The sequence below is a fragment of the Rhodococcus sp. BP-332 genome, assembly GCF_019836065.1.
Classification (GTDB): domain Bacteria; phylum Actinomycetota; class Actinomycetes; order Mycobacteriales; family Mycobacteriaceae; genus Rhodococcoides.
In genome coordinates this window covers 285,384-310,125 of record NZ_JABUEC010000005.1, presented here as the reverse complement: position 1 = coordinate 310,125, position 24,742 = coordinate 285,384, and the positions used below count along the sequence as shown (strand labels likewise).

At 69.7% G+C, this 24,742-nt stretch carries 25 protein-coding genes and 1 riboswitch; of the genes, 18 read left to right on the top strand and 7 right to left on the bottom strand.

Annotation, left to right across the window (positions count from 1 at the left end; all coding sequences use genetic code 11):
- Window positions 1-41 precede the first annotated feature (41 nt).
- Window positions 42-524: a hypothetical protein gene (locus HQ314_RS19745; RefSeq protein ID WP_222650991.1), complete on the top strand. Its 483-nt coding sequence runs from the start codon at window positions 42-44 to the stop codon at window positions 522-524.
- Between the two features lie 9 nt (window positions 525-533).
- Here the strand turns inward: HQ314_RS19745 and HQ314_RS19740 are convergent, their stop codons facing one another.
- On the bottom strand, window positions 534-953 hold the full coding sequence (locus HQ314_RS19740; protein ID WP_027504234.1) for a cold-shock protein: 420 nt from the start codon (window positions 951-953) through the stop codon (window positions 534-536).
- A gap of 247 nt (window positions 954-1,200) precedes the next feature.
- Between HQ314_RS19740 and HQ314_RS19735 the strand changes: the two genes are divergently transcribed.
- The 4 genes from HQ314_RS19735 (at window position 1,201) to HQ314_RS19720 (ending at window position 4,190) form a co-directional block, all read left to right on the top strand.
- Window positions 1,201-1,419: a hypothetical protein gene (locus HQ314_RS19735; RefSeq protein ID WP_222650990.1), complete on the top strand. Its 219-nt coding sequence runs from the start codon at window positions 1,201-1,203 to the stop codon at window positions 1,417-1,419.
- 27 nt (window positions 1,420-1,446) lie between these two features.
- Window positions 1,447-1,845 (top strand): YccF domain-containing protein, encoded by a 399-nt coding sequence (locus tag HQ314_RS19730; protein WP_222650989.1) that lies wholly within the window; start codon window positions 1,447-1,449, stop codon window positions 1,843-1,845.
- Between the two features lie 89 nt (window positions 1,846-1,934).
- The gene (locus HQ314_RS19725; protein ID WP_222650988.1) at window positions 1,935-3,221 is read left to right on the top strand and encodes a glycosyltransferase 87 family protein; all 1,287 of its coding nucleotides are present in this window, start codon (window positions 1,935-1,937) and stop codon (window positions 3,219-3,221) included.
- Between the two features lie 166 nt (window positions 3,222-3,387).
- Window positions 3,388-3,594, top strand: a riboswitch (cyclic di-AMP (ydaO/yuaA leader).
- An 8-nt stretch (window positions 3,595-3,602) separates the two neighbouring features.
- Complete coding sequence (locus HQ314_RS19720) at window positions 3,603-4,190, top strand: transglycosylase family protein (RefSeq protein WP_027504237.1); 588 nt, start codon at window positions 3,603-3,605, stop codon at window positions 4,188-4,190.
- Window positions 4,191-4,248: 58 nt separating this feature from the next.
- Here HQ314_RS19720 and HQ314_RS19715 read toward each other — a convergent pair whose 3' ends face one another.
- Window positions 4,249-4,440 (bottom strand): hypothetical protein, encoded by a 192-nt coding sequence (locus HQ314_RS19715; RefSeq protein ID WP_027504238.1) that lies wholly within the window; start codon window positions 4,438-4,440, stop codon window positions 4,249-4,251.
- 72 nt (window positions 4,441-4,512) lie between these two features.
- Between HQ314_RS19715 and HQ314_RS19710 the strand changes: the two genes are divergently transcribed.
- The 5 genes from HQ314_RS19710 to HQ314_RS19690 all read left to right on the top strand — a co-directional run bounded on the left by HQ314_RS19710 (window position 4,513) and on the right by HQ314_RS19690 (window position 11,553).
- Window positions 4,513-6,798 carry a helicase-associated domain-containing protein gene (locus HQ314_RS19710; protein ID WP_222650987.1) on the top strand — a complete coding sequence of 762 codons (2,286 nt, stop codon included), beginning with the start codon at window positions 4,513-4,515 and terminating at the stop codon, window positions 6,796-6,798.
- Between the two features lie 76 nt (window positions 6,799-6,874).
- Complete coding sequence (locus tag HQ314_RS19705) at window positions 6,875-8,530, top strand: DNA repair helicase XPB (RefSeq protein ID WP_027504240.1); 1,656 nt, start codon at window positions 6,875-6,877, stop codon at window positions 8,528-8,530.
- Window position 8,531: 1 nt separating this feature from the next.
- Window positions 8,532-9,215, top strand: coding sequence for a DUF3239 domain-containing protein (locus HQ314_RS19700; protein ID WP_222640926.1), 684 nt, complete (start codon window positions 8,532-8,534; stop codon window positions 9,213-9,215).
- Between the two features lie 41 nt (window positions 9,216-9,256).
- Window positions 9,257-10,507, top strand: coding sequence for a pyridoxal phosphate-dependent aminotransferase (locus HQ314_RS19695; protein ID WP_222650986.1), 1,251 nt, complete (start codon window positions 9,257-9,259; stop codon window positions 10,505-10,507).
- Window positions 10,504-11,553 (top strand): AraC family transcriptional regulator, encoded by a 1,050-nt coding sequence (locus HQ314_RS19690; protein WP_056446817.1) that lies wholly within the window; start codon window positions 10,504-10,506, stop codon window positions 11,551-11,553. Before HQ314_RS19695 ends, HQ314_RS19690 begins: the two co-directional genes overlap by 4 nt.
- Here the strand turns inward: HQ314_RS19690 and HQ314_RS19685 are convergent.
- Window positions 11,542-13,131 (bottom strand): GMC family oxidoreductase, encoded by a 1,590-nt coding sequence (locus HQ314_RS19685; protein WP_027504243.1) that lies wholly within the window; start codon window positions 13,129-13,131, stop codon window positions 11,542-11,544. The genes HQ314_RS19690 and HQ314_RS19685 overlap by 12 nt on opposite strands.
- A gap of 1 nt (window position 13,132) precedes the next feature.
- Entirely contained in the window at window positions 13,133-14,869 is a 1,737-nt protein-coding gene (locus HQ314_RS19680) for an aldehyde dehydrogenase family protein (protein ID WP_222650985.1), read from the bottom strand.
- Between the two features lie 126 nt (window positions 14,870-14,995).
- Here HQ314_RS19680 and HQ314_RS19675 point away from each other — a divergent pair, with 126 nt between their 5' ends.
- Complete coding sequence (locus tag HQ314_RS19675; protein WP_222650984.1) at window positions 14,996-16,213, top strand: CdaR family transcriptional regulator; 1,218 nt, start codon at window positions 14,996-14,998, stop codon at window positions 16,211-16,213.
- A gap of 50 nt (window positions 16,214-16,263) precedes the next feature.
- Window positions 16,264-16,893: an alpha-ketoglutarate-dependent dioxygenase AlkB gene (locus HQ314_RS19670; RefSeq protein WP_222650983.1), complete on the top strand. Its 630-nt coding sequence runs from the start codon at window positions 16,264-16,266 to the stop codon at window positions 16,891-16,893.
- Here the strand turns inward: HQ314_RS19670 and HQ314_RS19665 are convergent.
- Window positions 16,859-17,935: a 3-deoxy-7-phosphoheptulonate synthase gene (locus tag HQ314_RS19665; protein WP_308119500.1), complete on the bottom strand. Its 1,077-nt coding sequence runs from the start codon at window positions 17,933-17,935 to the stop codon at window positions 16,859-16,861. The genes HQ314_RS19670 and HQ314_RS19665 overlap by 35 nt on opposite strands.
- Before the next feature lie 244 nt (window positions 17,936-18,179).
- On the opposite strand from HQ314_RS19665, the gene HQ314_RS19660 reads away from it, so the two are divergent.
- The 3 genes from HQ314_RS19660 (at window position 18,180) to HQ314_RS19650 (ending at window position 20,079) form a co-directional block, all read left to right on the top strand.
- A complete protein-coding gene (locus HQ314_RS19660; RefSeq protein ID WP_056446809.1) occupies window positions 18,180-18,974 on the top strand; it encodes a DUF1206 domain-containing protein in 795 nt (264 codons plus the stop codon).
- Window positions 18,975-19,193: 219 nt separating this feature from the next.
- A complete protein-coding gene (locus HQ314_RS19655) occupies window positions 19,194-19,625 on the top strand; it encodes a MarR family transcriptional regulator (protein ID WP_308119499.1) in 432 nt (143 codons plus the stop codon).
- A gap of 31 nt (window positions 19,626-19,656) precedes the next feature.
- Window positions 19,657-20,079: an organic hydroperoxide resistance protein gene (locus HQ314_RS19650; RefSeq protein WP_027504250.1), complete on the top strand. Its 423-nt coding sequence runs from the start codon at window positions 19,657-19,659 to the stop codon at window positions 20,077-20,079.
- 4 nt (window positions 20,080-20,083) lie between these two features.
- Here HQ314_RS19650 and HQ314_RS19645 read toward each other — a convergent pair whose 3' ends face one another.
- Window positions 20,084-20,971, bottom strand: coding sequence for an oxidoreductase (locus HQ314_RS19645; RefSeq protein ID WP_027504251.1), 888 nt, complete (start codon window positions 20,969-20,971; stop codon window positions 20,084-20,086).
- 132 nt (window positions 20,972-21,103) lie between these two features.
- Between HQ314_RS19645 and HQ314_RS19640 the strand changes: the two genes are divergently transcribed.
- Window positions 21,104-21,952, top strand: a complete 849-nt coding sequence (locus HQ314_RS19640; protein WP_222651028.1) for a pseudouridine synthase — start codon at window positions 21,104-21,106, stop codon at window positions 21,950-21,952.
- Here HQ314_RS19640 and HQ314_RS19635 read toward each other — a convergent pair.
- Complete coding sequence (locus tag HQ314_RS19635) at window positions 21,894-22,979, bottom strand: hypothetical protein (protein ID WP_222650981.1); 1,086 nt, start codon at window positions 22,977-22,979, stop codon at window positions 21,894-21,896. The genes HQ314_RS19640 and HQ314_RS19635 overlap by 59 nt on opposite strands.
- 79 nt (window positions 22,980-23,058) lie before the next feature.
- Between HQ314_RS19635 and HQ314_RS19630 the strand changes: the two genes are divergently transcribed.
- Window positions 23,059-23,520, top strand: coding sequence for a hypothetical protein (locus HQ314_RS19630; RefSeq protein ID WP_222627818.1), 462 nt, complete (start codon window positions 23,059-23,061; stop codon window positions 23,518-23,520).
- An 81-nt stretch (window positions 23,521-23,601) separates the two neighbouring features.
- On the top strand, window positions 23,602-24,741 hold the full coding sequence (locus HQ314_RS19625; RefSeq protein WP_051613070.1) for a M4 family metallopeptidase: 1,140 nt from the start codon (window positions 23,602-23,604) through the stop codon (window positions 24,739-24,741).
- The last annotated feature ends 1 nt before the right edge of the window (window position 24,742 follow it).

Sequence of the window (24,742 nt, the reverse complement as noted above, 5' to 3'; positions counted from 1 at the left end):
CACCCTGTCGACGTCACCGTCCCGGCGCGCGAAAGGAAGTCATGGACGAGAACTCCTTGACCGAGATCGGCATGAAGGCCAGGGACGCTCGACTGAGACCGATCATCGCCACGACGGTGAGTATGACGATGGTGGTCTTCTTCGTCGTGACCCGCGCATGGACCTGGACGCCACTGTGGGTGACCCCGTTCTCCCTGGCGGTGATCGGTGTCGTGCTCTGGCAAGGATGGCGGAGCCCTTTCGAACGCACGGTGGTCTACCGGGATCGGCTCGAGACGCGCCGCCGAAGCGGGGTGGTGTCCGTGATCGCCCGCGACGCGATCGACACCTTTCGACTCCGTCAGGGCGGTGAGGGAGACCCGCTCGTCCTGGTGGTCGACGTCGACGGCCGCACGACGACGCTCCTGGGAACCGACAACATCGGCCGCGCACGATGGATCGACAACTTCCGGCCGGGCCATCGGCACACGGACGCCCTCGTCACCCAATTCGAGCACTGGCGCACGCACGGCCGCTGGGAGTGACCGCCCGGGTCAGCTGTCCAGTTCGCGGGCGACGGCCCGGACCACCTCGGAGATCTTCTGGGCGGTCTTGCGGTCGGGGTACTTGCCCTTGCGCAACTCTGGCTGCACGGTGGCCTCCAGAAGCGTGATCATGTCCTCGACCATGCCGTGCAACTCGTCGGGCGTGTGCTTGCGAGCGGTCGGCTGATCGCGGCGGGCGGCGGCACCCGCCTGACGCAGTGAGGGCGCCGGGTCGAGAACCTTCAGCGACAACGCCTGGGGTCCGCGGCGCCCGGCGGCCATGCCGAACTCGACGCGCTGGCCGGCCTTCAGGCCCTCGACTCCCTGCGGGAGCGCGGACGACCGGACGTACACGTCCTCACCCTCGTCCTGCGAGAGGAAGCCGAAACCCTTGTCGACGTCGTACCACTTCACCTTGCCGGTCGGCACCGATCTCACCCATTCGTCTCGTTGATCGCGTCACATGAATAATCGCGCCCGTTGCCGCCGCCCATGACGGGCCCTGGCGCTCGGGACGCGATGAGTCGATGGTACTCCGCTGCGCGAACGACGAGCACCTCGATATCGCGGGGCAGGCGCCGGGTAGGCCGGAGGCCGGTCGGATCGTCAGGCCGGGAAGGCCGGAGGCCGGTCGGGGCATCAGGCCGGGAAGGCCGGAGAGATAGTGTGCTCTCTCGTGACCGACTCCCCCCGTACCGGAACCCCGGCGCTCCTGGTCGCCGCCCTCGTCTGTTTCGGGCTGGGCCTGCTGGCGATCGTCGTCATGTTCGTGACGCTGCTCGTCTGGAACGATCCGCCCGGACTGTGGATCTATCTCTCGGCGATGCTGTGCCCGCTGGGGTTCCTGCTCGGTCTGATCCACGCGCTGCGGTCGGGCCGCCGAGCCCGTCGCTGACACGGCGGAACCGGGCATACTGGTCGCATGCGCCTGCTGCTGAACGTCATCTGGTTGATCTTCGGCGGCCTGTGGCTCGCTCTCGGCTACTTCGTGGCCGGCATCGTCTGCTGCATTCTCATCGTCACCATCCCGTTCGGTATCGCGGCGTTCCGCATCGGGGTGTACGCCCTGTGGCCCTTCGGCCGGACCGTGGTGGACAAGCCCACGGCGGGCGTCGCCTCGGTGATCGGCAACGTGATCTGGATCGTCGTGGCAGGAATCTGGCTGGCCATCGGGCACGTCCTCACCGCGATCGCCATGGCGATCACCATCATCGGGATCCCGCTGGCGTTGGCGAACCTCAAGCTGATCCCGGTGTCGCTCATGCCGCTGGGCAAGGACATCGTCGACTCGGACGCACCGTTCGTGGCCACGCGCTACTGACGTCGGGGCGCGCACTCAACAGAACGAACGGTTCCTTCTCGGCGTGGCCCGAGGGGTGATACACGTCGGATCGGTCTACCATCCTGTGCGTGATACTGAAGAAATCCGATGACCGCACCTTCGGATCACACAGGATCTTCGTCGCCCTCACCGTGATCGGTGCCGCAGTGGCGCTCGTCGCGCACGATCGGCTCATCCCGTTCGACGTCCCCAAGTTCGGGTTGTTCCGGTTCGGCATCGACGCTCTCGTGTACCGCGCCGGCGGAGCGACGGTGCTCGACTCGTCCCCGCTGTACGCCCACGATCTGGTCGGCGAACTCCCCTTCACGTATCCCCCGTTCGCCGCGCTGGTGTTCGCACCTCTCGGGGCGATGTCCACCGCGACGACCAACATCGTCTTCTGGCTCGGGAACATCGCGCTGCTCTATCTGATCGTCCGGTCCTGCTGGATGGTCCTCGGCTTCCGCGACGACCGCAGTCTCCGCATCGTCAGCGCCGCACTGTCCATCGTCTTCACCTGGCTCGAACCGGTGCGCATGACCATCTGGCTCGGTCAGATCAATCTCGTTCTCCTGGCGCTGGTGCTGTGGGACCTGTCGCGGCCCGAGGGCAGCCGGCTCCGCGGCATCGGGGTCGGCATCGCCACCGGCATCAAGATGACTCCCGGACTGTTCCTCGTCCACCTCGCGCTGACACGGCAGTGGCGGGCACTGGTCGTCGGCGTCGTCACCGCCGCGGCGACCGTGGTGCTCGGCTTCGTCGTGCTCTTCTCCGACGCGGTCACCTACTGGTTCGGTGCCATCTCCGACTCGTCCCGCATCGGCGACATCTCGTCCGGCGCGAACCAGTCGCTGCGCGCGTCGATACCGAGGTGGTTCGGCATGACCGAGGCGCCGACGCTGCTCTGGATCGTCATCGCGGGAGCCGTCTGCGTGGCCGGCCTTCTCGTGGGCGCCGCGGCGCACCGCCGGGGGTTGCCGCTCCTCGGCCTGATCGTCATCGGCCTGACGGCGCCTCTGGTGTCTCCGTTCTCCTGGGGTCACCACTGGGTGTGGCTCCTGCCGCTGGTCATCGTCTGCATGGACGTCGCACTGCGTGCCTCGAACCCGCTCGCCTGGCTCCTGCCGCTCGTCGCGAGCCTGCCGCAGATCGCCTGGTTCTGGGTGGCGCCCGGTGACGTCTACGCGATCGGCACCTTCATGCTCCCGCCGTCGAACCGACTCGAGGGTGTGGCGCTGCAGACCGTCTACCCGACCACGGGTGTCCTGGTGCTCGTCGTCGTGGCTGTGATCCTGCGCACATGTGACGTCGGACACATAACGAACCGGTCACGAACGGGTGACGAGACGGTGGTCAGCACGTCTTCGCCGTCCTAGCTGCGACGACCCGTTCGAACACCTCACAACGGCGGCGCGACGCGCGCACCAGGGGAAGTTATCGAACAGTGACATGTGTGCCCGTTTCGTAATACTGTCCATCACGGCCGGAAGTTCGGCCGACGTCCGGCCCGCCGCGCCAAACCTCGTCCCGCGGGTACCGGACATCCCTCACAGACATGATCAGGGACGAGGGCGGGGGACCCACACGTCCTTCGTAGATATCCGGCCGGCTCTCGCGGCGCCCCACCGGGCACCGAGCAGTCGACCTAGGGGTGAAGCCTCTCCGCTCCAGCCAGGAGCGCACCGAGGCCGGGCTACCTCTCAGCCCGAATCCGACAGCTGACCTCGCAGGCGCGTGTGGAGAGGATTTCTACCCTTATGAGCGGACGTCATCGCAAGCCGAGCACCACGGGCAAGACCGTCGCCAAGGTCGCCGTCACCGGCGCACTGGTCGGCACCGCAGGTCTCGCATTCAGCGGCACGGCCAACGCAGCCCCCGATTCCGACTGGGACCGTCTCTCGCAGTGCGAGGCCGGCGGCAACTGGGGCATCAACACCGGTAACGGTTTCCAGGGCGGCCTGCAGTTCTCGCCGAGCACCTGGACCGGACACGGCGGCGGAGAGTTCGCGGCCACCGCGAACCAGGCCAGCCGTGAAGAGCAGATCGTCGTCGCCGAGCGCGTGCTCGAGTCGCAGGGCTGGGGCGCCTGGCCGTCCTGCTCCTCGCAGCTCGGACTGAGCAGCGGCCCGACGCAGCGCGACGCACCGGCGACCACGGCGCCCACCGCACCGGCACTCCCCGATCTGACGAGCATCCCGTCGACCGAGCAGGCCGTGCAGGGACTCACCCAGGTCGTCCAGAACTTCACCAACGATCCGGCGATCCTGGGCTTCGTCCAGGCCGCCACCGCGGATCCGCAGGTGGCGAGCTTCATCGCAGCGAACCAGGATCTCCTGCCCCGCTGACCCACTCCACGAGAAAGGCCCCCACCGACTGGTGGGGGCCTTTCTCGTGTCTCGCGCGTCAGCGGTTGATGACCGTGTGGGGATGCGCGTAGGGCAGCGAGTCCACCGGCAGCGGGAACTCCGTCTCCTCACCGAACGGGGACAGGTTTCCGGCGCGCGCCGACATCAGTTCGGTGACGGGATGATCGTCGTCGTCCGCACTGTGCGGCCAGCCCGGGTCGACATATCGCTTCTTCTCTGAGTTCGCCATGGTTCATTTCACCATTCGGAGTAGCGCCTCTGCCAGTCCAGGTCCCCGGACCGGTCTCTACGCTTGACCTCGATGACCGACAACGAGGGCACGCCGGCGGACACACTCACCGAGTGGTTGTCCGCGCGCAGCGACGACGAACTGGCCGAACTGCTGCGGCTCCGCCCCGACCTGACCATCCCGCCGCCGCCCACACTCGAGGTTCTGGCGGGCCGGTCCGAGCAACGTGCCTCGGTACTGCGCGCGGCCGAGGACCTGGACACCACGTGCCTGACCGTCGTGGAGCTGCTCGCGCACGAGGGCGCCGACACCGCCCCGGTCGCCCGCGCCCGACTCGACGAGATCGTCGGCCGCCGGGCGACGAAGAAGGCGGTCGACGCGGCACTGTCGGTGTTGCGTGCGCGTGCGCTGGTGCGCGGCACGACGTCGCTCACCCTGGTCGCGGCCGCACGCGACGCCGTGCCGTGGCGGGTCGGACGGTTCTTCGACGTCGACGCCTCGCTCACCGCCGAGGTGGTCGGTGCGAAGCTCGCGGAGATCGACGACCGCAGCCGTGAGCTGCTCACCACGCTGACCCGCTCGTCGTCGATCGGCCGGACGCGCGACGCCGCACCCGGTACGCCCGCGGATCGGCCCGTCCAGCGCCTGCTCGCCGCCGGGCTGCTCACCTGGCTCGACGACAACACGGTCGAACTGCCGCCGCAGGTCTCGCAGGTACTCCGCGGCGAGCCCGTCACCGATCCGGTGTCGCTGGCCCCACCGGCGGCGTCGACCACCGCTGTCGGGGTGGCGGACGTCGACGCGGCCGCCGCCGGGGAGGCCCTCGAGCTGCTGCGGCACTGCGAGGACATCGTCGACTCGCTCTCCCGCACGCCCGCGCCCGCACTCAAGGCGGGAGGACTCGGCGTCCGGGAGATCCGACGCATCGCGAAGGCAGCCGATCTCGACGAGGCGCGAGTCGGCCTGCTGGTCGAGGTCCTGGCGGGCGCCGGACTCATCGCGGTGGGGCTGCCCGATCCGGGACCTCTCACCGACATCGACGACATGTGGACGCCCACCCCCGCGGTCGACGCGTGGGTCACCGCATCGCCGGCACAGCGCTGGGCCACCCTGGCCGGAGCCTGGCTGGATCTGCCCAGGGTGCCGTGGTTGATCGGCATGCGCGACGCCAACGACAAGCCGATCGCCGCACTGTCCGACGAGGCCCGCTCGGCCGCCGCGCCCCGAGACCGGCGGATCGTGCTGGGCGTGATCGCCGATCTCGCCTCGGGAAAGGCCCTCGCCACCGAGGACGTCGTCCGCATCGCCACCTGGCGCAGGCCACGCCTCGCCGCTCGCCTGGGCGTCGGCCCGGTCTCCCGCTACCTGGCCGAGGCCGGCGCTCTCGGGGTCGTCGGCCGCGAAGCACTGTCCACCCCCGGACGCGCACTGATCGGTGATCCCTCCTCGGCCGCGGCGGCGATGCACCGCGTCCTGCCCGAACCCATCGACCACGTTCTGGTCCAGGCCGACCTGACCGTCGTCGCCCCCGGGCCGTTGACTCCCGAGCTCGCGCAGCGGATGGCGACGGTCGCGGACATCGAGTCGGCGGGCGCCGCGACGATGTACCGCATCGACGAGCGGACGCTGCGACGTGCTCTGGACGGCGGCACCACCGCCGCGGAGCTCCATGCCCTCTTCGCCACCCATTCGCGGACGCCTGTCCCGCAGTCGCTGACCTACCTCATCGACGACGTCGCCCGCCGCCACGGACGCCTGCGTGCCGGGGTGGCGTCGTCCTTCGTCCGCTGCGAGGACCCCGCACTGCTCGCGGAGGTGCTCTCCTCTCCCGCCGCCGAGGCCCTCGCGTTGCGGGCACTGGCCCCGACCGTCGCGATCTCGCAGGCGCCGCTGGCCGACGTGCTGGCCGGGCTGCGCGCCGCCGGGTTCGCACCCGCGGGCGAGGACTCCTCCGGCACGATCGTCGACGTTCGCGATCGTGGTGCGCGCGTCGTCCCCCGTCGCGGTCGCTCGCCCTACCGCACGCCCGCCGTCCCCACGGACGAGCAACTGGGGCGCCTCGTCTCGGAGATGCGGGCCGGCACCCGAGCCGGAGAGGTGCGCCGGACCGAGCGTGAACGGGTGCGGTCCGACGGCACCCGTGCGTCCGGCGCCGCGACGATCGCGCTTCTCCAGCGCGCCGCGTTGTCCCGCTCACCGATCAGCATCGGTTACGTGGACGCTGCCGGTGTCTCGAGCAACCGTGTCGTCGAACCGGTGACCGTCGGCGGCGGCCAACTCGACGCGTGGGACCCCGACGCCGGTGTCATGCGTCACTTCACGTTGCACCGCATCACGTCGGTGGCCCTGCTCGCCTGAACCGCCGCGCCGGTGCAAGGCACAATGGACTGGTTGCGCCCCGGTTCGTCCATGCGGGGCGCGTGAAGGAGAGACCGTGACCGACGGACCGTTGATCGTCCAGTCCGACAAGACCCTGTTGCTCGAGGTCGACCACGAGCTCGCCGGGCAGGCCCGCGCGGCCATCGCTCCGTTCGCCGAGCTGGAACGCGCACCCGAGCACGTCCACACCTACCGCATCACCCCGCTCGCGCTGTGGAACGCGCGCGCCGCGGGCCACGATGCCGAGCAGGTGGTCGACGCCCTCGTGACCTTCTCCCGCTACGCGGTTCCGCAGCCCCTGCTCGTCGACATCGTCGACACGATGGCCCGCTACGGCCGGCTCCAGCTGGTCAAGTCGCCCGTGCACGGGCTGTCCCTGGTGAGCCTCGACCGCGCCGTGCTCACCGAGATCATGCGGCACAAGAAGATCGCCCCGATGCTCGGCGCGCAGGTCGACGACGACACCGTGCTCGTCCACCCCAGTGAGCGCGGGCGCCTCAAGCAGATGCTCCTCAAGGTCGGCTGGCCGGCCGAGGATCTGGCCGGATACGTCGACGGCGAGGCGCACCCCATCGATCTGGACTTCTCCGGTGGCCACTGGGAGCTACGCGACTACCAGCAGATGGCGACCGACTCGTTCTGGGCCGGTGGATCCGGTGTGGTCGTCCTCCCCTGTGGTGCCGGCAAGACGATGGTGGGCGCCGCGGCCATGGCCAAGGCCCGCGCGACCACACTGATCCTCGTCACCAACACCGTCGCCGGTCGGCAGTGGAAGCGCGAGCTCATCGCCCGCACCTCCCTGACCGAGGAGGAGATCGGCGAGTACTCCGGCGAGCGCAAGGAGATCCGCCCGGTCACCATCGCGACCTACCAGGTGATCACGCGCCGCACCAAGGGTGAGTACAAGCACCTCGAGCTCTTCGACTCCCGCGACTGGGGCCTGGTGATCTACGACGAGGTGCACCTCCTCCCCGCTCCCGTGTTCCGCATGACAGCCGACCTGCAGTCGCGACGCCGACTCGGACTCACCGCGACGCTGGTGCGCGAGGACGGCCGCGAGGGCGACGTGTTCTCGCTCATCGGCCCCAAGCGTTACGACGCACCGTGGAAGGACATCGAGGCACAGGGCTGGATCGCGCCGGCCGAGTGCATCGAGGTGCGCGTCACTCTGACCGACGCGGAACGCATGTCGTACGCCGTGGCGGAGCCGGAGGAGCGTTACAAGCTGTGCTCCACGGCGCACACGAAGATCGCCGTGGTGAAGTCGATCCTGGCGCGGCACGAGGACTCACCGACGCTCGTCATCGGCGCGTACCTCGACCAGCTCGACGAGCTGGGTGCGGCCCTGGATGCTCCCGTGATCCAGGGCTCGACCAAGAACAAGGAGCGCGAACTGCTCTTCGACGCGTTCCGCCGCGGCGAGATCAAGACCCTCGTGGTGAGCAAGGTCGCCAACTTCTCCATCGACCTCCCCGAAGCCTCGGTGGCCGTGCAGGTCTCGGGCACCTTCGGATCCCGGCAGGAGGAGGCCCAGCGACTGGGCCGACTGCTGCGCCCCAAGCACGACGGTGGGCAGGCGCACTTCTACTCGGTCGTCTCGCGCGACACCCTCGACGCGGAGTACGCGGCTCACCGCCAGCGCTTCCTCGCCGAGCAGGGCTACGCGTATCGCATCACCGACGCCGACGACCTCCTGGGACCGGCGATCTGACGTGCGCACCTTCGACTTCCCCGTGGACCGCGCGCACGCCCGGTCGGTGAACGAGACCCTCGGCGACGTGCGGCGGTTGCGCATCTCGTCCGTCGTCTTCGCCGTGCTCCTCGCGGGCGGCGCGGCCTGGCTGTACGTCCTCGACCACGCGTGGTCCTACATCCTGTGTGCGGTGCTGGCCGTGGCCGCCCTGATGTCGCTGTGGGTGTCCGTGTGGGCGCCCCGCAAGGTCGGGTCCATCGACGAGCTGTACGCCTCGAGCGCGTTGGTGCCGGCCATGGTGTCGGAGACGCGACCGCGTGGAGCCACGATCCTCGCGCTGATCGACATCGCCAAGCCGGAGACCACCGTCCCGCACTACGCACTCGTCGTCCGGAACGTGCGGGCGCTGCCGGGACACACGATGACCGAGGGCGAGCGCGTCCCCTCCGTGGCCGTGCTGTCCGACCGGAGCGCCAAATCCATCTCGGAGACGTGGCAGATGGTCAGCCCCATGCCCGTCGCTTGGGGTACGAGGGACCGGACCGTGCTGCGGACGGCCATCGAGGCCATCGATCCGGTCGAGTGGAAGCTGCTGCGCAAGAACCTGTCCGTGTCGGAGACCGTGCGGCAGGCCGAGAACGATCAGCTCCTCATCGACCCCCACGACCTGCCCGAGGAACTGCTGCAGAAGCGCGCGGACTGACGCGTCGAGGGACTCGTGACTCGAACGCTAGGCTCCCCCTCATGGCTGTGACGTCGAACGACCGCGCATCGAGTCCGGCCGGCCTCCGGCCTTCCCGCGAATCGAATCCGGCCGGCCTCCGGCCTTCCCGCACCGTCGCCCGGCTGCGCCCCTTCGCGTCCACCATCTTCGCGGAGATGACCGCGCTGGCGGCCACGCACGACGCCGTCAATCTCGGACAGGGTTTCCCGGACACCGACGGCCCCGCGCGCATGCTGGAGGTGGCGCGCGAGGCCATCGCGTCCGGCCTCAACCAGTACCCGCCCGGGCCGGGCATGGCGGTGTTGCGCGACGCCGTCGCTCGGGACCGGGCCGGCCGCTACGGCACCGAGTACGACCCGGACTCGGAGATCCTGGTCACCGTCGGGGCCACCGAGGCGATCAGCGCCGCGATGCTCGGCCTCGTCGAGAGCGGTGACGAGGTGCTGCTCGTCGAGCCGTACTACGACTCCTACGCGGCCGCCGTCGCGCTCGCGGGTGCGCAGCGGCGCACCGTCCCCCTCGTCGTCGACGGCGATCGATTCGCCCTCGACGTCGATGCCCTGCGCTCCGCCGTCGGCCCGCGCACCCGCATGATCGTCGTCAACTCCCCGCACAATCCCACCGGAACCGTGTTCACCGCATCGGAGCTGGCCGCGATCGCCGAGGTCGCGTGCGAGCACGACCTCCTGGTCCTCACCGACGAGGTCTACGAGCGACTGGTGTTCGACGACGCCGTCCACACCCCCATCGCCACGCTCCCCGGCATGGCCGAGCGCACCATCACGGTGTCGAGCGCGGCGAAGACGTTCAACGCCACCGGGTGGAAGACGGGGTGGGCCTGCGGACCCGCCGACCTCATCGCCGCGGTGAAGGCGGCCAAGCAGTTCATGACCTTCGTCGGCGGCGCCCCCTTCCAGCCGGCGGTGGCCCACGCCCTCGACCACGAGAGCGCCTGGGTGGACGCCCTGCGAACGGGACTGCAGGCCAAGCGGGACACGCTGTCCGCCGCGCTGTCGCATGCCGGGCTGGACGTCAAGCGCAGTGAGGGCACGTACTTCGTCTGCGCCGACATCGCTCCACTGGGCGAGTCCGACGCCGACAGTTTCTGCCGTGCGTTGCCCGAACGCATCGGCGTCGTCGGCGTACCGGTGGACGCGTTCGTCGATCACCGCGAGGGCTGGGACACCCTGGTGCGCTTCGCCTTCTGCAAACAGGATCACGTGCTCGCCGACGCGGCGTCGCGCTTGGCCCGATTGTCCGCCACCCCATGACGATCGACACTGCGGCGCCGCCGACCATCTCGGTGGAGTTCGTCCGCACGGCGGTGACCCTCGCGCGGGAGACGGGTGTGGACCTGTCCGCCTGCCTGCGCGAGGCCGACATCGACCCGCATGTCCTCACTCGACCCGGCGCCCGCCTCACCACCGACCAGGTCACGCGCCTCACTCGCGCGCTGTGGCAGATGACGGGCGACGAGCTGATGGGTCTCGGATCGGCTCCGGTGCGCCGCGGCACCTTTCGGGCACTCAGTCTGACGATGATCCACCGCCCCGATCTGGGGAGCGCGCTCGAGCGGATGGTGGACGTCGGTCGCGCCTTTCCCGGCGTCCCGCGCGGTGTGCTGATGCGCGGCGGGGGACGCGCCCGGCTCGAACTCGTCGACTCCCCGACGATGATCGCCGATCAGCTCTCCCCGGAGGCGGCCGAGGCGGCGCAGCGCATCCGCATCGAATTCCTGCTCATCCTCTGGCACCGCTTCTCGGCATGGCTCATCGGGCGGCGCGTGAAACTGCTGTCCGTCCAGGTGCCCTTCCCCGAACCGCAGCATCCGTCGCCGCGGGTGTACGACGACATCTTCGGGGTGCACGTGACGTTCGGATCCGACGTCGCGGCACTGGAATTCGACGACGCGATCATGGCGTCACCGCTCGTGCAGACGGAGGAGAGCCTCGAGGAGTACCTCCGCGAGTCGCCCAATCGCCTGTTCTCGGAGCGGGACTACGGCTCCAGCGCGGCGAGTGTGGTGCGGCGCGCCCTCGCACTGGGCGCGATGGGCCGCGCCTCGACCACCACCGACATCGCGACGATGTTGTCCATCAGCGTGCCGCACCTGCGCCGGTTGCTGCGCCAGGAGGGCACGTCACTGGGTCAGCTGCGCGACGAGGTGCTGCGCGACGCGGCGGTCGCCGGGCTCGAACGAGGCGAGACGGCCGAAGAGATCTCCTCGCGTCTCGGCTTCTCCGAACCCAGCGCCTTCCGCCGCGCCTTCAAACGGTGGACCGGGATGACGCCGGGGTCGTACCGCTCACACGCGTGAGGCGAGCACGAACTCCGACAGCTTCTCCCCGATGAGCACCGACGGTGCGTGAGTGTGGCCGCGGATGATCGTCGGCATCACGGACGCGTCGGCCACGCGCAGCCCCTCCACCCCGCGCACCCGCAGCTCCGGATCCACCACCGATGCCGCGTCCGAGCCCATCCGGGCGGTGCCCACCGGGTGGTAGAGGGTGTGAGACATGGTCTCCAGCGACTCGCTCAGCGCTTCGTCGAGTGCCTCGCTGTTGCGCAGTACCGGGCGCACCATCTCCCCCAGTCGCGATTTCAGCGGCTCCGTCTGCGCGATGTCGGCGCAGTAGCGCAGCCCGCTGAGCATCGCCGCACGGTCCACACCGCCCGGGTCGGACAGGTAGCGCGGATCCACGATCGCCTTGTCCAACGGTGCGGACGACCGCAACGAGATGCGTCCGCGGCTCTCCGGCTTGAGCAGGATCGACGCCAGGATGGCCGCATGCGAGTCCGCCGGGATGAGACCCTCGTCGAAGAAGGGCGCCGGCGCGAAGAGCAGTTCGATGTCCGGGAGGTCGAGCGAGTCGCGGCTGCGGACGAAGCCGTACGCCTCCGCGACGTTGGAGGTCAGCATGCCGCGTCGACGCGCGAGGTAGTTGATCAGCTCCGGAATCTTCTCCGCGGTGAACAGCGTGTCGGACTGCACCCCGTATCCGAGGGCAGACACCAGGTGGTCCATGAGGTTCTCGCCCACCTCGGGGGCGGCGTGCACCACGTCGATGCCGTGCTCGGCGAGATGCTCCGGCGCACCGATCCCCGACAGCATCAACAACTGCGGGGTGTTGATGGCACCGCCGGACAGGATGACCTCCTTCGAGGCCCGAACCGTGTGCAGCGCACCGTCCTTCGAGTACTCGACACCCACTGCGCGGGTTCCCTCGAAGAGCACGCGCGTGGCCTGCGCCTCCGTCACCACGGTGAGGTTGGGCCGTGACATGGCCGGCCGCAGGTACGCGTCGGCGCAGCTCCACCGGGCGCCGCGCTTCTGGTTGACCATCGTCTCGGTCATGCCCTTGGGCGTGGGGAGATTGGCACGCTCCGTCGACAAGCCCAGTGCCGCGGCCGAATCGAGGTACGCGCCGGTGATCGACCGGGGACTGCGCTGCTTCGACACGTGCAGCGGTCCGCCGCTGCCCTCGTCGGACTCGGTGGCACCCTCGATGTTCTCGATACGGCGGAAGGTGTCCACCACGCTGTCGAACGACCACCCGGGTCCCGCTGCCTCCGCCCAGTCGTCGTAGTCGGCTGCGAACCCGCGCACCCACATCATGGCGTTCATCGACGAGGAGCCGCCGAGCATGCGCCCACGGGGCCAGAAGATCCGTCGGCCGGCGAGTTCGGCCTGCGGCTCGGTGTCGTAGTCCCAGTCCAGTTCCGAACGGAAGAGCTTCGAGAACCCGGCGGGAATGTGGACGAACTTGTCCTTGTCCTCCGGGCCCGCCTCGAGGACGACGACGTCGGTGTTCGACGCGGCACTGAGCCGATTCGCGACGACGCATCCTGCGGATCCTGCGCCGACGACGACGTAGTCGGTGGAAGTCTCGGTCATGTCAACCTCTCAGAGCGGACGCGAAGATGGCGGGCAGGGCTTTCCAGGACGGAGCCGCGGCGAACGCGGTGAACCGCTTCGCGGTGGTGGCCGCGGTGCGGTTGGTGACGAACCACGGCGGCTTCGGCGACAGGGTGAACTCGCCCTTCAGGATCGAGCGCGGCGCGGGTCGGAAGGGCCCGCGGACGATGGTGCGCTCGGGTCGGTCGATGAGCAGTGCGTTGTGCACGACGCCGATTCCGCTCTGGACGTCGTCGAGCGTGTGGCCCGGGAACGCACCCCAGGTCGCCGCCGCCGTGAGGAAGCCGACGCCGGTCCACGCGTTGAGCGCGATGGTGCCGTAGCGCAGGTCCTCGAGCATCTCGTCGACGGCGGTGCCGAGCGACGACAGCGTGTCGGGATGCGCGATCACGTTGACGCCGAGCGTGCCGACGAACTCCTCGTTCGACATGCGGACGGCCTCGTCCACGAAACGTTGCCCGGTGTACGGGATCTCGATGACACCGAGCACCGGTGCGAAGTACTCGGTGGTGAGCAGAGCGCGATAGCTGTCCGGATCGAGGTCGCTCACGAGGGTGCGGCCGCCGGACGGGCCGAGCGACTCCGCGCCCGGGTAGTCCGCTCGGGCACCGGCGACGCGGCTGGCGCTGCCGGGGTAGTACGGCTCGCGGTCCGGTGCCTCGTGCAGTGCCGTGCGCAGCGCCGCCAGGAACGCGTCGCGCTGCGGCCACTCGGAGGAGATCACCACGACCTGCGCCGCGACGCAGTTGTAGCCGCCGTTGTGCAGCCGCTGGGTCACCACGTGCTCGGCCTGGAACCGGATGTCCGCGTCGGACCACTGGCCCGGGATCACGATGACCGGCGAGACGCCGCCGAGTTCGCTCGAGATGGGCACGTCGAGCAACGGGGTGTTGGCCTTCCTGCGCTCGGCACCCTCCTCGCCGGTGCCGAAGACGATGGCGTCGTGCGTGATCGAGCTGCCCGTCATGTGCACGTGCGCCACGGCGTCGTGGTGCACGAGGTACGAGCCGACGTCCGGGCCACCGGTGAGGATGCGCACCGCGCCCAGCTCGGCCAAGGGAGCGAAGACGGCGCGGAGCACCGGTTCCATCGGATCCGTCACCGGGTTGAGCTTCAGCGCGACGACGCGGTTGTGCGCGACCAGTTCGTAGAGCGTGTCGAGCGGGGCGATGGACGTGATGTTGCCGGCGCCGAGCACCGCACCGATGCCCCCGGTCTCGGTCGGGTTCCGTTGCGCGAGTCCGGCGTCACGGCGCGCGGTGTCCGCGTCGACACCCGGTTCGAGCCACACCTCGGCGGAGAACCCGTTGAGCAGCAGCGTGTCGAAGATGTTCGACGGCAGCACCTGCACGGTGGTGCGCCCGCCCGGACCCGAGCCGATCCGGGCGTCCGCGAGCGGGCTCTTCCCCACGGCGAGCTGCCGCAGACTCTGCGCGAGCACGTGGCACGCGGTGACGACGGAGTACGGCCCGGAGAGCCATTCCTCGCCGAGGAGTGCGGAGGCCGCGGGCAGCTTCTTGAATCGAGCGGCCGCGTCGACCCACTCCTGCGCCTTCGACGCCGTGAGGGCCGCGACCCGGTCGAGAAGGTCCGCGCGGTCGCCGAGCGAGGCACGTGCCCATGCGGCCTCGCCCTGTTCGAGGTCGCGGAGAGCCGCGTCGACCTCGGGAAAGGCGGATGCGCCGGTGGTACTCGGGGTGAGTTCGCCTGTGGTCATACCGTTGATTGTGACCTGTACTACATCGGGTGGCCATAGGCGGACGTCGGCAGCTCACGCGCCCGGTTTGTGCCGAGGCACAGCCGCCCTGTGGTGTCCGTCACCGGACAGCCGTACGGTGGAGTGATGTCGACGCCCGTGGCCGTCCGCCGCTCCGCACCGGAACCGCTCACCTCGCAGGGTCTTGCCGCGCTGCTGGGAGAGCACGTCGGCGAGCTCAGCGAGCGACTCGTCCTCGACATCCTGGTCGCCGAGCACTCGTACCTCGAGGCCACGTCGCTCACGCGGGACGAGCTCGCCACGGTGTGCACCGGCAATCTTCGGTCCATGCTCGACGCTCTGACCACGGGCGCGAGCGGCGACCTGGAACCCGCACGCGCGGCCGGCCGGATCAAGGCCGAGAACGCGGTGCCGCTGGCGGCGTTGCTGCACGCGTTCCGCCTCGGTGGTCGTCTGATCTGGGCCGAGCTCACCGCGGCGGCCGCGGGCCGGGCTCCGGAGGTGCTGCTCGCGATGGCCACCGAGGTGTGGGCGTTGGTGGACACCTACTCCGACGCGGCCGCGGAGGCGTATCGCGACGCCGCGGACCGGCTCGCCCTCGACGACGCCGATGCGCGCCGCATGGTGCTCCGCGCTCTGTTCGACGAGACCGCTTCGGATCCCGCTGCCGTGCAGGACGCCCTGCGGGCCTTCCGCATCCCGGACGCGGGCCACTTCGCCGTCGTGTCCGCCGAGACCACCGTCGACCGGGGTGCCACTCCGGGCAGCGCGCGCGAGAGCATCCTGCCGCTCGGTGTCGAGTCGGTGTGGGACACCGATGCGGACGGTCACCTGGGACTGCTGGTCGCCTCGGCGCCGGCGGTGCTCGACGACGCGGTGGACACCCTGGGCCGGCTCTACGGCACCCGACTGGGTGTCGGCACGTACTACGAGCGGTCGCTGTCCACCCCGACGGCGGTGGCGCAGGCCCGGACGGCTCGTCGCTGCGCACCGCCGGGGAGCGCGCGCATCAGTCGCTACGACGCGTGTCCGGTTCCGCTGCTGCTGGTCTCGACTCCCGACGCCGCCGCGCGGGCCGCCCGACAGATCCTGGGTCCGCTCGCCGTGGCCGAGGGCCCGCACCGCCTCGCGGACCGGGACAGCCTGCTCGAGACGCTCGACGCGTGGTTCGCGGCCGCCGGTTCCACCACCGCGGCGGCCGACCGCTTGCACTACCACCGCAACACCGTGCTCTACCGGCTCCGCCGTATCCACGACCTCACGGGCCGTGATCACACGAACCCGGTGGACGCCGCCGAACTGTACGTCGGTCTGCGCGCAGCGGAGCTGGCCCGCGTTCGGTGACGACGGCCGTGTAGGAACATACGTTCGAACGACCGCGCTACGATGGCCCCGTGACCTACGCACTCCAGGCGTCCCTGTTCGACGACGGCGCGGACGGACCGTCGCTCGGCTCCCTCACGTCCGTCCGCCGGACGGTGTTGACCGACGGCGCGTGGATCGACGTGCTGCCGAACTGGGTGAGCGGCTCGGACTGCGTCTTCGACCGGCTTGTGGACGAGGTTCCGTGGCGGTCGGAACGCCGACCGATGTACGACCGCGTCGTCGACGTCCCGCGCCTGGTCTCCTTCTTCCCCGACCCCCAGCGGCTGCCCGCCCCCGTCCTGGTCGATGCCGGTCGACAGCTGAGCGAGCACTACCGGGCCGAACTGGGCGAGGACTTCGCCACGGCCGGACTCTGCTTCTACCGCGACGGCAAGGACAGCGTCGCCTGGCACGGCGACGACCTCGGACGCGGAGCGCGCGAGGACACCATGGTCGCCATCGTGTCCCTCGGCGCCGCACGGCCGCTGTTGCTGCGACCGCGCGGCGGCGGTCCCTCGGTGAGACACACTCTGGGACACGGTGATCTGATCGTCATGGGCGGGTCCTGTCAGCGGACCTGGGAGCACTGCGTGCCCAAGAGCACGCGCGCCACGGGGCCCCGGATCAGCGTCCAGTTCCGACCGCACGGCGTGCGCTGACGGCGTCGGCCAGCGCACGCACGGCGCGTTCGGTGTCCGCCCACCCGAGGCAGGCATCGGTGATCGACTGGCCGTAGGTGAGCGGCTCCCCCAACGTGCCGAGGTCCTGACGGCCCTCGACGAGGAAGCTCTCCACCATCACCCCCACGACGCCGCGGTCGCCGCCGGCGATCCGGTCGGCGAGGTCGCCCAGCACGTCGAGCTGGCGTCGGTGGTTCTTGGCACTGTTGCCGTGGCTGACGTCCACCACCACCCGCGGGTCCGCGCCCGAGCGCCGGAGCCGCTCCCCAGCGTCGGTCACCGAAGCCGCGTCGTAGTTCGGGCCGGAGGACCCACCCCGGAGGATGACGTGGGCGTCCTCGTTGCCCGCCGTGCGCACGGCGGCCAGTCGGCCGTCGTCGTCGACCCCGGCGTACACGTGCGGCGACCTCGCCGAGCGCACCCCGTCGACGGCCACCTGCACGTCGCCGTCCGTCCCGTTCTTGATGCCCACCGGCATCGGCAGACCGCTGACCATCTGGCGGTGAACCTGCGACGACGCGGTGCGGGCACCGATCGCCCCGTACGTCACCAGGTCCGAGAGATGGCCGGACAGAGCAGGATCGAGGAACTCCGTCGCCGTGGGCAGGCCGCCGTCGACGATGGCGGCCAGAATGCGCCGCGCCGCCCGGAGCCCGGCGTCGAGATCGTCCGAGCCGTCGAGGCCGGGGTCGCTGAGCAGACCCTTCCAGCCCACCGATGTCCGCGGCTTCTCGAAGTAGACCCGCATGATCACCTGGAGTCGATCCCCCACCTCGTCGGCCAGGACGGCCAGCCGGCGGGCGTAGTCCAGTGCCGCGATCGGGTCGTGCACGGAGCACGGGCCCACCACGACGGCCACGCGGTCGTCGGCTCCGGTCAGGATGGCGCGCAGGGCGTCACGGCTGTCGGCGACGCGGAGAGCCGCGTCGGCGGATGCGGGTTCCGCGCCCCGCAGCGCACGCGGCGAGACGAGCGGACCTGTCCGCGACAGGTCGGGAAGAGTGTCGAGTGCGAGAGTCACGATGAGTCCTCGGGGCGGTCGGGTGAGACGTCACGACCGGGACACGCATTCCACGCGAGCCGGTCCTGCCGGCTCGTCGGGTGGAGTGGGTCAGCGCATGGTTCCGCTGACCGGACCACCGAGGGCCGGCCTGCTGAACCAAAAATATGCTCGCTGCACACAGGCACTGTAGCGCACGGCCGTACCGACGCACCCGGGCGGCGGAAGCGGACATTCTTCTCCCTCGACGTGGGACCATGGTCCGATGGCGATCGACACCTCTCGCGGGGACCGCATCCAGAACAGCACGGCGTTCGAGAGAGCCGCCCGCGCAGGGCATCTCGTGAGCGGAGTGCTGCACCTCCTGATCGGATACATCGCGGTGCGGCTCGCCTTCGGACAGGGCGGCAACGCCGACCAGTCCGGCGCGCTGGGCGAGCTGGCCTCCAAGCCCGGCGGTGCCGTCATGCTGTGGATCGCCGTCGTCGCCTTCCTGGCCCTCGCCGCGTGGCGCATTCTCGAGGCGGTGGTGGGTAAGAAGACCGAGGCCGATTCCGGCAGTGCGACCGATCGACTCAAGGCCGGTGCACTCGCCGTCGTGTACCTCGCATTCGCCTGGTCCGCGCTGAACTTCGCTCGCGGTGCCGGGCAGTCGACGGGTCAGCAGAACGCCGGGCTCACCGCCCGCCTCATGGAGTCGACGATCGGCAAGGTCGTTCTCGTCGTGGCCGCGGCCGTCATCATCGGCGTCGGCGCTTATCACGTGTACAAGGGCATCTCCACCAAGTTCGAGAAGGACCTCGAGGGTCACGTCGGGCGTCCGGTCCGGGTCATCGGCGTGGTCGGATACACCGCCAAGGGCCTCGCCCTCGTCGGTGTCGGTGTCCTGGTGGCCGCCGCCGTGCTGACCGCGGATCCCGGCAAGGCGACGGGTCTCGACGGAGCCGTCAAGACCCTGGGGGCGCAGCCGTTCGGACAGATCCTGCTCGTCCTCGCCGGAGTCGGCATCGCCCTCTACGGCGTCTACGCCGTCGTGATGGCCCGGCACGCCCGGATGTGAGGCGTCGATGTCGTGACACCGACAAACCCATCGGTGCCCATGACGCCGCTCCGACCCGCGCCCGCCGCCTCGCAGCCGCGTGACGACGCCTACCCCGGCGTTCTCCGCACCCTCGCGATGTTCCTGTTCGCACGCTGACGTCCGCCTCGATCGCTGCGATGGACTTTTGTCTGGAGCAAAAGGTTGTGCACAATTCAATTGTGCGCTACGTTCGGTCTTGTGAACGACGCGCTGACACTGGACAAGCAACTCTGCTTCGCCCTGTACTCGGCGTCGCGGGCCACCACCGCGGTCTACCGGCCCCTGCTGGACGACCTGGGCATCACCTACCCGCAGTACCTGGTGATGCTCGTGCTGTGGGAGCGGGACGGACTCAGCGTCTCGGAGCTGGGCGATCGACTCGGCCTGGATTCCGGAACACTGTCCCCCCTGCTCAAGCGCATCGAGACACTGTCGCTCGTCACCCGCGAACGCTCAGCGGAGGACGAACGACGCGTCGAGATCCGGCTGACGGACACGGGCCACGCCCTGCGTTCCGCGGCCGCGCACGTTCCCGAGTGCATCTTCACCGCGACCGGCCTCTCCGAAGACGAGGCGACCACGTTGATCGCACTCGTCCGCAAGACCACCGCGTCGCTTCGTTCCGCCTGACCCGTCCATCCCCACCACGAGAGGTTCACCCATGAAGACGCTGTACACCGCAGAGGCACTGGCCACCGGCGACGGACGCAACGGCCACGGCCGCACCACCGACGGCAAGGTCGACGTCGACCTCGCCGCCCCCACCGAGATGGGCGGCAGCGGCAACGGAACCAACCCGGAGCAGCTCTTCGCCGTCGGCTACGCAGCGTGCTACCACTCCGCTCTGCGCCTCGTCGCCGGCCAGCAGAAGGCCGACGTCACCGACTCCTCCGTCGGCGCGAAGGTCAGCATCGGCCCGAACGACGCCGGCGGCTTCGAGCTCGCCGTGGTCCTCGAGGTGACCCTCCCCAACCTCGATCACGACACGGCGCAGGCCCTCGCGGACAAGGCCCACGAGGTCTGCCCCTACAGCAATGCGACCCGCGGCAACATCGACGTGCAGATCACCGTCAGCGACGACTGACCGTTCAGATCGGGTAGGTGACGCCCGTGAGCTCGACCGACCTGGTCCAGAGCTCACGGGCTTTCGCCTCGTCACGCGAGGCCTTGTTCGATCCGACCTTCTTCGGGTGCCCGCTCAGCTCCTGGAACCCGTCCGGTCCGAAGTAGCCGCCGGACTGCAGCCCCGGTGCCGTCGCGGCGTAGAGCTCCGGCAGGCTTCCCATGTAGGCCGACTGGGCGAAGACCCGGCCGAGTGACATGAACGCGTCCTGCACACTCTCCGTCCGACCCATCAACTCGGTACTCGAGTAACCGGGATGCGCCGCCAGCGAGAGCACGGGTGACCCCGCCGCACGCAGTCGGCGATCCAGCTCGTACGCGAACAGCAGGTTCGACAGCTTCGACTGCCCGTAGGCACCCCACCGGCTGTAGCGACGCTTCTCGTAGTTGAGATCCGACAGCTTCAGTCCCGGTACCTGGTGCATGAAACTCGACATGGTGACCACGCGGTCGGTGATCCTGTCCAGCAGGAGGCCGGTCAGCGCGAAATGCCCGAGATGGTTCGTGCCGAACTGCATCTCGAAACCGTCGGCGGTCCGCTTCAGCGGCAGTGCCATGACGCCGGCGTTGTTGATCAGCACGTCCACGGTGGGCGTGTCGTCGGCGAACTCCCGCACCGAGCTCAGATCCGCGAGGTCGAGTCGACGCACCTCGGCGCGCTCACCGATCTCGTCCGCGATCGGCTTCGCCTTCTCCACAGTCCGGCAGGCCAGCACCACCGTCGCGCCCGCGCGACCGAGTGCCTTCGCGGCCTCGGCGCCGAGCCCGCTGTTGGCTCCCGTGACCACGAAGGTCCGGCCGGTCTGATCCGGTACGTCGGTCTCGACCCACTTGTGTGCAGACTTCTGTGCCATGCGCTTCCCCCCTGAGACTTCACTCGGCCGCTCGCCGCGGCCGACCGCGTTCGAGGGTACCGGCGCACTACGCTCGATCCGGTGCCCGCACCGCTGCCGATCCGAGACGGTCTCAATCCGACGCGGATCCGCATGCCGGACGCGCCGGCAGAGCACAGGACCATAGTCGAGTACCTGGTCGCACGCTTTCCGCGCGATGCGGAGGCCCTGCGCGCGAAGGTGACGGACGGCGAGGTCGTCGATGCCGCAGGACGGCCCGTGCTGGTCGACACTCCCCTGGTCCCCCGCGCCGACGTCTACCTGTACCGGGATCCGCCCGTGGAACCCGAGGTGCCGTTCACCGCCCCGATCCTGTACCGAGACGATGCGATCGTGGTGGTGGACAAGCCGCACTTCCTGGCGACGACACCACGCGGGCGCTTCGTCGTGCAGACCGCCCTGACCCGGCTGCGACGCGAACTGGGAAACGACGCACTGTCCCCGGCGCACCGCCTCGATCGCCTCACCGCGGGCGTGCTCGTCTTCACAGCGCGACAGGACGTCCGCCGCGCATATCAGGAGATGTTCCGGGATCGCAGCATGGTCAAGGTCTACGAAGCGGTGGCCCCCGACTCGCCGATCTCGTTCCCGCACACCGCGATCAGCCGCATCGTCAAGGACCGTGGATCACTGCAGGCGACCGAGGTGCCGGGTGAGCCGAACAGCGAGACCGTGATCGAGAAGGTGCGCACGGTGGGCGACCTGGCGCTCTACCGCCTGCATCCGCGCACGGGCAAGACCCATCAACTACGCGTGCACATGGCCTCTCTCGGCCTGCCCATAGTCGGCGACTCGCTGTATCCCGTGCCGCGCGAGGTCGCCGTCGACGACTACCGGGATCCACTGCGACTGCTGGCGCGGAGCATCGAGTTCACCGACCCGCTCACAGGCGCACCGCGGCACTTCGCGTCGCAGCGGACCCTCGCGCTGTCTCCACCGTGATCCGGTGCGAGATCGCGGCGAGCGTCAGCAGTCCGATCGCGAGGTTGGTCAGGGCGGCGAAGCCCGTCTCGGCGAAGTCGACGAGCGCACCGAGCAACGCGTAGATCAGGGCCGCCGACCGGAGTCGGTGCAGAGGCCAGAGGGACGCGGTGCGCCGCCGCGCGATCAGCGACGGGAGCCCGAGGGCGACCGTGACGCACGCCGTCACCCACAGGATGCCGCCCGAGATGGTCATCCGGTCGAGGGTGACATCGAGGTCGTCGCGCTCGATGACCAGACCGCCCGTGGCCAGTTGCGCGATGCCCGCCACGACCGTCGCGGACGCGGTGACCACCATGAGCCAGGACAACGCGATCGCCCAGCGCGTACTGGTCACGAACGACGGGACGGCGCGCGAGAACCACGCCCGCCGACTCGTCGGCCGGGACGGTGCCGGAACGCACCGACTCAGCAGGGTGTCGATGCTCGCGACGAGCTCGGGATCGGCTCCCGTCGTCCGCGCTCGGTCGAGCAGTTCGCGGGCCAGCTCCCGGCGCGATCCCGGTACCCCACCGACGAGTCCTTCCGACGCGATGGCGGCAGCGTTCGCGAGGCATTCCCGTGGCGTCGGTTCGCGGACGTCGCGGACGGTTCGTCCGAGCACCAGGACCAGAACCACCGTCACGTACATGATCTCGGCGGACGGGCCGTAGAAGTAGTCGTTGTCCTTCGTCACGAACTTCCCGACCTCGTCCAGGAACAGACCGAAGCCGACGCCGCCCAGCAGCACGGCCGACGAGCGCGCTCCGAAGCCGAGGAACAGCCATCCGACGACGAGCGCCGTCATCATCAGCGCACCGCCCCACAGTGCGTGGGCGATGTGCAGGCTTCCGCCGCCCACCTGCGGATAGTCGGTGAGTTCGAGGTAGGCGCGGGTGAGCAGGATGGTCGCGACCGCGGCGATGACGAACGACTCCACGGACGATGTCCCGTCGGCACTGCGCACGATCGGCGTCCGCACCCGCCGCGCACCCTCATCCCGCTGCATGATGGCCATCGTCGATCATGGTCATTCACAGGCCACTTTCGCGGTGGAATGCGACGGTACGCCCGGTAAAGTTCGTCCGATGAGACTCCTTCCCGCCACGCTCGCCGCTGCCGCCACCCTCGCCCTGATCCTGGGTGGATGCAGCTCCGAGGATCAGCAGTCCGCACAGGACACCGCGAACAACGCCGCGGAATCGGTGGGCGACGCAGCTCAGGGCGCACTCAGCTCTGCACAGTCGGCCGCACCCGGCATCCAGTCGAGCGCCGGCAGCCTGGCCGATGATGCCGGCAACGTGTTCGACGACGCCAAGCGCGCGACCTTCGTCGCCGCCTACAAGGCGCAGTTCTCCGCGCTCTCCGAGGGAAAGTCCGACGAGGACATCGAATCGCTGCTCGGCAGCATCTGCCAGCAGATCACCGACGGCAAGGAAAAGGACGCCGTGGTCACCGACATCCGGTCGCAGGCCACCAACAACGGCAACGAGCCCGGTGTCGACGAGGCCGGTCGCATCTACGACCAGGCGAAGGTCGCCTGCCCCTGACCGCACGAGCTCCGCGAGGTGCGCGGGCTGTCGGTGATCGGGGTTAGCGTGGCGATCGTTCCCCTTCGGAAGGATCTCATCGTGGCCACCCCCGACCTCTCGCGCACCACGCCCTGCTGCCAGGGCGTCGTTCCTCCCTACCTTCTGCAGCGCCTCGCGTCGGCCCCCGCGGAACGCAGTGCCCGCCTGGACACCGCCCCGTCCGTCGCGAGCCGCACGCTGGAACTCGACGACGAGATGCGGCGCCGACGCGACTCGACGCGGTCCACCGTGTCGCCCACCGCTCCCCGCGGCGCCGTCGCGGATCGGCTGCAGCGCACCATCGCCGACGCGAAGAACACGCAGACTCTGCCCGGCGACGTCGTGCGTACCGAGGGCGGCGAACCTGTCGGCGATCCGGCGGCGGACGAGAGCTACGACGGCCTCGGCGTCACCCACGCCCTGTTCGCCGAGGTCTACGGATGGTCCAGCCTCGATGGGCAGGGGCTGCCGCTCGACGCCACGGTGCACTACGGCGAGCAGTACGACAACGCGTTCTGGGACGGCACCCGCATGGTGTTCGGCGACGGTGACGGCGAGGTGTTCACCCGCTTCACCGTGTCGCTGTCAGTCATCGCGCACGAGTTGGCTCACGGTTTCACGCAGTACACCTCACAGCTCGAGTACGCCGGACAGTCCGGCGCCCTCAACGAGTCGGTGTCCGACGTGTTCGGCGTCCTCGCAGAACAGCGCTCGCGTGGGCAGAACGCCGAGGACGCGTCCTGGCTCGTCGGCGAGGGGCTCTTCCTCCCCGACGTGCAGGGCAGCGCCCTCCGCTCGATGCTGGCACCCGGTACCGCGTACGACGACGACGTCCTCGGCAAGGACCCCCAGCCCGCGGACATGGCGGGATACGTCGAGACCACCGAGGACAACGGCGGGGTGCACATCAACTCCGGCATCCCCAACCGCGCGTTCGCCGAGGCCGCCGTCGCGCTCGGCGGGCCGGCCTGGGATCGTCTCGGACAGGTCTGGTTCGACGCTCTCACGTCCGGCAGCCTGACGCCGACCGCCGATTTCGCCGCCTTCTCCGCGGCGACGGTCGCGGCCGCATCGGCGCGGTACGGAACCGGGTCCGACGTTCACCGCGCCGTGGTCGGCGGGTGGACTACCGTGGGCCTCGAGCCGGCCGGGACGGGATCCGCGTCCGATGCGGCGGACGAGGCGAGCAAGAGGACGTGAC

Coding starts and splice junctions, on each gene's coding strand:
- HQ314_RS19645 (WP_027504251.1), bottom strand. CDS start 20,971: ATGGCACAGAAGTCTGCACACAAGTGGGTCGAGACCGACGTACCGGAT.
- HQ314_RS19660 (WP_056446809.1), top strand. CDS start 18,180: ATGGCGATCGACACCTCTCGCGGGGACCGCATCCAGAACAGCACGGCG.
- HQ314_RS19730 (WP_222650989.1), top strand. CDS start 1,447: ATGCGCCTGCTGCTGAACGTCATCTGGTTGATCTTCGGCGGCCTGTGG.
- HQ314_RS19710 (WP_222650987.1), top strand. CDS start 4,513: ATGACCGACAACGAGGGCACGCCGGCGGACACACTCACCGAGTGGTTG.
- HQ314_RS19640 (WP_222651028.1), top strand. CDS start 21,104: ATGCCGGACGCGCCGGCAGAGCACAGGACCATAGTCGAGTACCTGGTC.
- HQ314_RS19695 (WP_222650986.1), top strand. CDS start 9,257: ATGGCTGTGACGTCGAACGACCGCGCATCGAGTCCGGCCGGCCTCCGG.
- HQ314_RS19685 (WP_027504243.1), bottom strand. CDS start 13,131: ATGACCGAGACTTCCACCGACTACGTCGTCGTCGGCGCAGGATCCGCA.
- HQ314_RS19745 (WP_222650991.1), top strand. CDS start 42: ATGGACGAGAACTCCTTGACCGAGATCGGCATGAAGGCCAGGGACGCT.
- HQ314_RS19720 (WP_027504237.1), top strand. CDS start 3,603: ATGAGCGGACGTCATCGCAAGCCGAGCACCACGGGCAAGACCGTCGCC.
- HQ314_RS19680 (WP_222650985.1), bottom strand. CDS start 14,869: ATGACCACAGGCGAACTCACCCCGAGTACCACCGGCGCATCCGCCTTT.
- HQ314_RS19635 (WP_222650981.1), bottom strand. CDS start 22,979: ATGCAGCGGGATGAGGGTGCGCGGCGGGTGCGGACGCCGATCGTGCGC.
- HQ314_RS19650 (WP_027504250.1), top strand. CDS start 19,657: ATGAAGACGCTGTACACCGCAGAGGCACTGGCCACCGGCGACGGACGC.
- HQ314_RS19675 (WP_222650984.1), top strand. CDS start 14,996: ATGTCGACGCCCGTGGCCGTCCGCCGCTCCGCACCGGAACCGCTCACC.
- HQ314_RS19715 (WP_027504238.1), bottom strand. CDS start 4,440: ATGGCGAACTCAGAGAAGAAGCGATATGTCGACCCGGGCTGGCCGCAC.
- HQ314_RS19690 (WP_056446817.1), top strand. CDS start 10,504: ATGACGATCGACACTGCGGCGCCGCCGACCATCTCGGTGGAGTTCGTC.
- HQ314_RS19630 (WP_222627818.1), top strand. CDS start 23,059: ATGAGACTCCTTCCCGCCACGCTCGCCGCTGCCGCCACCCTCGCCCTG.